The following is a 6,060-nucleotide window of genomic DNA, read 5'->3' on the forward strand; positions in this document are numbered from 1 at the left end:
GGTGGTTCGGTCCCCGGTCCCGGGTGCCGGTCCCCGTCGCGTTGTTCCTCTGACACAGGCGCACCTGAGCAGCCGAGTCGGTAAGAGGGCGGGCGGTTGTCCCGGGCTCAGGACAAGAGCTGGCCTGGTGGTCCTCCGCCTCGGCAGTACGGTCATCGGTGCTCGCTGCGGTTCTCTCATGACGATCCCCGGTCCCCGTGGTGCGGTCCCCTCGGTCCCCGGTCCACGTGTAACTGCCAGCGGTCCCGGGGACCGTTCCGGCTCCGACACCTTCAGCGGGGACCAGGACGGGGCCTTTGCTCTGGTACGCAGACCAGGGGGATGCCAGGGGCACGGTGGCGAGGGTGAGAGCGTGCCGACGCGCGGCGAGCTGGGCGAGCAGCTCGGCGCGCTGGACGGGATCGGTACCGACCGAGGCCCTGCCGATCGCCTTGGACAGCCGGCGTGTCAGGCGCCGACCGCGTTGGCTCTGCCGCTGCTGCGGTGTGTACTCGGCGAGGCGTGCCGCGAGGGTGACCGCGCGGGCGGTGGCGCGGTCGCGGGTGATCTGCGCGGCGTCCCGGTCGCGTGCGGCGATGCCCAGGCGGGACAGCAGCCGCTCACGGGTCTCCCGGCCGAGGGTGGCCAGCAGGCCGTGGGAGGCGGCCCCCGGGGTGTGTAGCCGCAGTTCGATGCCCATGGCCAGGTGCCAGAGCATCGCGGCCATGACGGGACCGACGAAGGCGCGGACGGTGCCGCCGACGGGGCCGCTCTCGGCGTAGGCGGGGACGACCTGCACTGCGGTGATCACCCACACCAGGGTCCCTGGCAGGCCCGGCACGCCCTGGGTGGCCAGGTTCTGGCGGGCCATCAGTGCGGTTGCGAACAGTCCCATCTCGGCAGCGGCGAACATGCCGATCTGTTCGGCGGTGCCAGCCATGTCGAGGTAGTCGGCGGCGAACCGCCAGCTGGTGTCCGCGCTGTAGGCGGTACTGCCCAGCGCCGCGACCGCGGCAGCCGTGACCGCCAGGTTGCCGAGACGCTTCTGCCGGCGTGGCCTGCGGCGCCGGACTGCCACGCCCGCCCAGACCAGGGCCAGGACGGTGACACCGATGGAGCCGGTGGTGAGGAGGACGGACAGGTCGGGGGCGGCACCGAGGGACAGGGCGAGGTGGGTCATGCTGCCTTTCCGAGAGTGGCTCGCTCACTGGTCGTCTCCGCTGACCGCGGCTTCGCCGGCCGCTGCTGTTCCTGCGGCTCCGTGCCGGGCCTGTCGGCCGCCTGCTTCCGCTTCTTCTTGTTCTGCTTCCCCTTCTTCTTGTAGGGGTTGGGCGGTACACCGAGGGTCAGGTCGCGGTCGAAGACCTTGTTGGCGACCTGCCGCAGCAGGTCTCGGGCGTGCTTGTGGCTGATCTGCAGGGCGGCGGCGAGCCGATCGGCACGCCAGCCCCGTACGTAGGCGTGGTCGATGACCACTTGGCGCTCGGCATCGGTGAGGTGTACGTCGCGGCCGTTGAAGAAGGCGACCACGCGGCTGTAGTCCATGCGTTGGGGCAGCCCCTTGTGCCAGGGGCGGCGTTCGGCCTCGGTCAGCCCGCCCCAAATGCCGTCCTGGAGGTCGTGTTCCAGGGCGTAGTTGAGGCAGTCGCGGCGTACCGGGCACCAGCCGCACAGTTCTTTGGCCTCGGCGATGGCGGCGTGATCGCGGGGTCCGGGGAAGAACACGGCGTCGGCGTCCCAGGGGTCCATGCCGTGGCAGGCTCCGTGCGGCTGCCAGCTGGTGTCGCCGAGTCCGCGCAGGCCGGTGGCCGGCGTGTAGTGGGTGGTGATGTGGCGCAAGGGAAGTCTCCGGAGGTGCTGCCGCGTCGGCCGGCCGCTGGCGGCGGCGCGGACGCGGTGTGGGGGCAGGCTGCGGCACTGCGGGCGAGCGAGCGCCGCAGCCTGGACGGAACAGTGGGTGGTGGCCCACCCGGTCAGACCGTCGTGGTCTGCTGAGCCTTCTGAGTGGCGAGGTCACGGCGGCACTCGTGCGGCTGCGCGATCGGCTTGTTGCCGCGCGGGAAGCCGCCGGGGTCGATGCGCCGGATGCGGCAGGGCCGGCCGACGGAGGCACCGCACTTCTCGCAGTCGACGGCGAGCACATCGATCTCGCCCCGGGCGACGGCGGCCTCGTGCGCCGCGCGGGCGGTCCGCCACGGTGCGAGAGCTGCCCGGACCTCCGTCGGGATGCAGGAGCCGAGCCGCTCCGGCATCGCGCGCACCTTCGCTTCGGTCCGGTGGCTGCTGCTGAGCTGCCGGTACTCGGTGGGCTGCGTCTGGCCGGTGGCGACGGCACGGCGGTGGCGGACCAGTTCGTTTGTCCAGGCTGCCTGGTCGTCCGGGTCGGCCGACGGAGTGGGGTCGGTGTGGCGGTTGAGGCGGTCTCGCTTGTAGTTCGCCCAGGGCCGGCCGATGTCCGCGGGCAGGATCTGGTACGGCGAGACGCTGATGTGCCGGCGGGCCACGACGCGGGCATCCCAGCCGTGCGGCGTGGCCAACGGCACGTCGGCGAGCAGCTCGTGCCACTGGGCGAGCTGGTCGCCGGCCTCGCGTTCGGTGGTGCGGATCAAGCGGGGGTCGAGGCGGCCGATGTAGGCCAGCAGCGCGGCGGTTTCGCGGCGGTCCATGGGCTATGCCTCCGTTCCGGTCGGCGTCGGCCCGCCGAGGGCAGCGAGCAGGGCGGCGGTGTGGGCCTCGGCACGGGTCATCCCGCTTGCCGCAGCGGACTCTCCGCCGGGCAGGGCGCGAAGCCGTGGGCGGTCCGGGGAGTGCTCCCGGGCCACCCAGGAGCGCCAGTCCGCAGCCCAAGCAGCCGCCGAGCGGGGCCTGTGACCGGAGCGGTGGGCACGCCACTTGGCATCCGCCGCCTCCAGGCCCTCCTCGCCGAGGCGGTCGAGGTGTCCCTGCTGGTGTGCCCAGGCTCGGCTGGCTGGGTCGACCTCCCACGCGTCAGCCGTGGTGACGCCGGTACCACTACTGCTGTACCTACGGTTCACCTTCGGTTCACTACGGTTCTGGGGGCCGGAATCCGTACCGTGCAGGGGCCGGATTCCGGCACGTCGAGGGGTCGGATTCCGTCGCGAGGGGCCGGATTCCGCACCGGCCGGATTGCGCTGCGAGGGGCCGGTTTCCGCACCCTTCCTGGGCCAGATCCCGTGCCGCTGAAGCCGCTTCTCGTCGACCTCCGGCACCGGGTCGGCCTCGGTGGGCGGCTCGACGTACGCCTCCGGTTCCTCCTCCGCCGCCTCCGCGACCTTCGCCAGCCACGCGGCGGCGCGGGGCAGTCGGTAGACCGCGCTGCGCTGGGGACCCTGCAGCTTCTTCAGGACCTCCAGCTCCCCGCTGTCGGCGAGGGCGACGAGTGCGTCACGTACAGCGGTCCGGCTTGCATTCGTACGCTTGACTAGACTGGCGACCGAAGCCCAGGCGACGCACTGCTCATCCGGTACGCGGTCGGCGATCGACAGCAGGACCAGGCGGGCGGTGCCGCGACTGGAGCTGTACTCCCAGACCCACTCGCGGGCTTCGGCGCTCATCGGCCGTTCCCGGATACGAGGCGGAGGACAGGCATCGGGTGCGCTGCCACGCAGGTCAGACCGCCGACCCTTCCGCGTGAGGCAGAGTGCATGTAACAATCTCCTCTGGTATGGCCACGCTGAAGCGCCCCCTGCCAGGGATCAGCGTGGTGATGAAGCCATATCCGCTCTTGCCGGGGCGGAGGTGGCGTAAGGCGGCCGGTGTCCGGGAGTTACCGCTCTCGGGCACCGCCGCTGCATGGATCTACCGATGTCAAGTGGTGGGCACGTTGATGCTCCTCGTGATCGCCTGGGCCGGACCGGGCTGGCGCGGCGACGACGAACATACGCACGAACCCATGCCAAGATCCAGACTTAGTTCTTAAACCCTGTAGAAGTCGTACGCCCTGGCGGGGCGTTGCCGTTGCGTTTGCTGAGGTGGGTCGGCCGGCCAAACGTTCCTGTCCGGCAGGTCATGTCCTTCGAACCGCACGCGATCAGAGCTGCATGTACGCGCTCGCATTCATCCGAGGTAGCGCGCACCGCCAGCCTCCGCCTTCGTAGGATGAACCCAGAGCGGCTCGTGTTTACGTCGCGCGACCTCACCTGTCCGCCGAAAAAGAGGTTGCGAAGAGCGAGCTTCAGGGATGGGGCAGCGGCTGCTCCTGCGCTCCAGCTGAGACTGGCTCCTGAAAAGGCGTCACTGCCTTCGGCCCGAAGCGCGGCGTGTTTCAATGCGGAAGCGAAGCACTTTCCGGCACAAGCTCCGTCTATCGGGCAGGTAGGCAGAGGCTCAGTTTGTTCGGGCTTCGGTACAGGGTCAGTCACGTCTCGCGGGCGTCTCGCCATGACGTCCCGAGTGCGCTCTACCGATGTTTCCACTGTCCCGCCCCCGTGTTTCTACTGAGCCCCTCTCACTCTTACCTCCCGTGAGAGGGGCCGGTCATTCTCTCATGATGGCGCCGGCGGGCGGTTCGGCATCGATGGCCCGCTTACGTCGATTAGGTCCAGGTGCTGTCGTTGGCGGAAGCCGTGTGGGAATCGCTTTCAACCACAGCTGTTGTGTTGGCCGACCCCCAGGTGGTGTCAGCGGGAACACTTGGAGGCGCAGTGGTCGACGACTGAATGCCGCCCAGGCCAAGCACGACTGCTGTGGCGATGCCTGCGATGCTGATCCAGTAGCGACGTGTCCGGTTCATGCCCGTCAACCTCTCTGCCGATGCCAGCTGTAACTGACGGTGAGTTAAGTGGTCCCCGTGGCGTCCACTCGTGGCCCTGGCGCATTGCTTATCTCCCACCTGCGACGCTGCTCGTGCTCGCAGGTGGATGCCCTCCGGTTCCGACAGGTGTACGGTCCTGGTCGTAGCGGGGGGCGATGGAACCTTGCGCTCTGTTACTAAATTCGGCCATGCGATGGTTGCATCAGGCAAGCGGGTAGCCGGTGTACATGTGTCTAGTGATCAAAAGTGAAGGTGCATAGGTGGCTGGAACGGACATATCTCACCCGTACGTACCTCTCACTCTGTCTGAAGAGGCCCGCGCTCTCGTGCTTCGAGGGCTCGGCGGAGGGAGGTGGGAGCAGGAGGAGCCGGGGCATGAGGAACTGTTTGGCCTTGGGTTGGCCGTCCTGGAGCCCTTCACGAATCAGTATGTGCTCGCCAATCTGCACGAAGTGCAACGCGACCTTATACAGGCGGAGCATCATAGTGTGGCGCAGCATCAAGAGCGCATTTCCTCCATCACGACGCTTTTCGCCAGCCTGCATCACTTCGTAGCGGGCACGACTGACGGTGTCCGCTATTTCGAAGCACCTGCTGAGGCGAATGGTGTCATCGCTCGCCACATGGACACGATGAGTAGTCATATCTACACGGCGCACCCCGACCAGCGGCGGCCGGTGGACTTGGTGGCAGCTGCGGCCCGTGAGATAAAAAAGCTTCAGCAGGGTATTCGCATGCGGACGATCTATCCCGAGAGCGCGCGCACTCGGGCTCCGGAACGCGAATGGGTGCGCAAGGTGTCGGATCATGGAGCGGAAGTGCGAACCATGGCCCCGAATTTCGTTCGAATGATCCTAATTGACAATAAATGCGCCATCATATCTGATCAAATATTGGGGCAGCCTAAAAGGTCATCGGGATACATTATTACCCACCCCGGACTGGTTGGTATTTGTACGACCTTTTACCGGTTTCTCTGGGATCGAGCAGACCCGTGGTTCGGTGAACGGGAGAGGCATCATTCTAATACAGTGACCACGAGTAGAGGGCGTGAAATCCTCCGCAAGATGGAAGGCGGGCAGACGATTGATCAGATAGCCAGGCTAATGGGTTTGTCGCGGGGAACGATCAACAAAGAAATTAAGACGTTGTACGAAGTTACCAACACGAGCAGTCATTTTGCCCTCGGTGCATGGTGGGGGACTAGTGACGAGCGTAAGCTTCCGTGACTTTGAGTGCTGCTACGTCAAGCTCCGATGCGGCCTCTCGGGCGGCTCGTGAGCTGCTATTGATCAGAAACTCATTGG

General features: G+C 67.1%; 5 protein-coding genes. 1 reads left to right on the forward strand and 4 read right to left on the reverse strand.

The features are described from left to right. The 4 genes from J7I94_RS37575 to J7I94_RS37590 form a co-directional block, all read right to left on the reverse strand. The coding region (locus J7I94_RS37575) for a hypothetical protein (protein ID WP_251076326.1) at window positions 1–1,159 on the reverse strand (1,159 nt) is incomplete at its 3' end. Next, complete coding sequence (locus tag J7I94_RS37580) at window positions 1,156–1,818, reverse strand: WhiB family transcriptional regulator (protein WP_215174815.1); 663 nt, start codon at window positions 1,816–1,818, stop codon at window positions 1,156–1,158. The genes J7I94_RS37580 and J7I94_RS37575, both read right to left, overlap by 4 nt. 134 nt (window positions 1,819–1,952) lie before the next feature. Beyond that, entirely contained in the window at window positions 1,953–2,645 is a 693-nt protein-coding gene (locus J7I94_RS37585; RefSeq protein ID WP_215174816.1) for a hypothetical protein, read from the reverse strand. 3 nt (window positions 2,646–2,648) lie between these two features. Continuing rightward, window positions 2,649–3,554: a helix-turn-helix domain-containing protein gene (locus J7I94_RS37590; RefSeq protein ID WP_215174817.1), complete on the reverse strand. Its 906-nt coding sequence runs from the start codon at window positions 3,552–3,554 to the stop codon at window positions 2,649–2,651. Window positions 3,555–5,184: 1,630 nt separating this feature from the next. On the opposite strand from J7I94_RS37590, the gene J7I94_RS37595 reads away from it, so the two are divergent. Then, window positions 5,185–5,982 (forward strand): hypothetical protein, encoded by a 798-nt coding sequence (locus tag J7I94_RS37595; protein WP_215174818.1) that lies wholly within the window; start codon window positions 5,185–5,187, stop codon window positions 5,980–5,982. Window positions 5,983–6,060 lie beyond the last annotated feature (78 nt).

It is taken from the genome of Streptomyces sp. ISL-12, from assembly GCF_018614415.1.
GTDB lineage: Bacteria > Actinomycetota > Actinomycetes > Streptomycetales > Streptomycetaceae > Streptomyces.